Source organism: Desulfogranum marinum (genome assembly GCF_016918565.1).
GTDB classification, from domain to species: Bacteria; Desulfobacterota; Desulfobulbia; order Desulfobulbales; family Desulfobulbaceae; genus Desulfogranum; species Desulfogranum marinum.
Genome location: NZ_JAFFQD010000188.1, coordinates 1 through 381, shown reverse-complemented (window position 1 = coordinate 381; position 381 = coordinate 1). Strand labels below are relative to the sequence as shown.

Sequence of the window (381 nt, the reverse complement as noted above, 5' to 3'; positions counted from 1 at the left end):
GTTCCACTGTTCGCGTTCGGCTTCGAAGCTGTCACCACCCGTGGTGATGAGCTTGAGCTGATCCACGCCCAGCGCTTTTTCAATGGCGGAAACAAAGTAACCCTCTTCCTTGATGTTCATGCCGGTGGCACCGCCCGGAGTCAGGCTCCAGCAGTTCACGTCCTTGCGGATGACTTCCGGATAGACGGAGAAGGTATCTATATCCATGTGGGTCATGACGGTATCCAGGTGCATGCAGCTGCGGTGTTTCGGCAGTTGCATGGCGATGACCTGTTTGGCCTGACCGTGTTTGAACAGGCTGCGAGCCAGGTGCTCGACCCCTTGCGGCGTGGTGCGCTCGGACATGCCGATGAGCACGGAGCCACGACCGATCACCAGCAC

Annotated in this window: 1 protein-coding gene; it reads right to left on the bottom strand. The window is 58.5% G+C overall.

The window, feature by feature from the left end; translation table 11 throughout:
* Positions 1–381 (bottom strand): arginine deiminase family protein (locus JWH17_RS23440; RefSeq protein ID WP_232371274.1); only part of this gene is annotated, 381 nt, incomplete at both ends.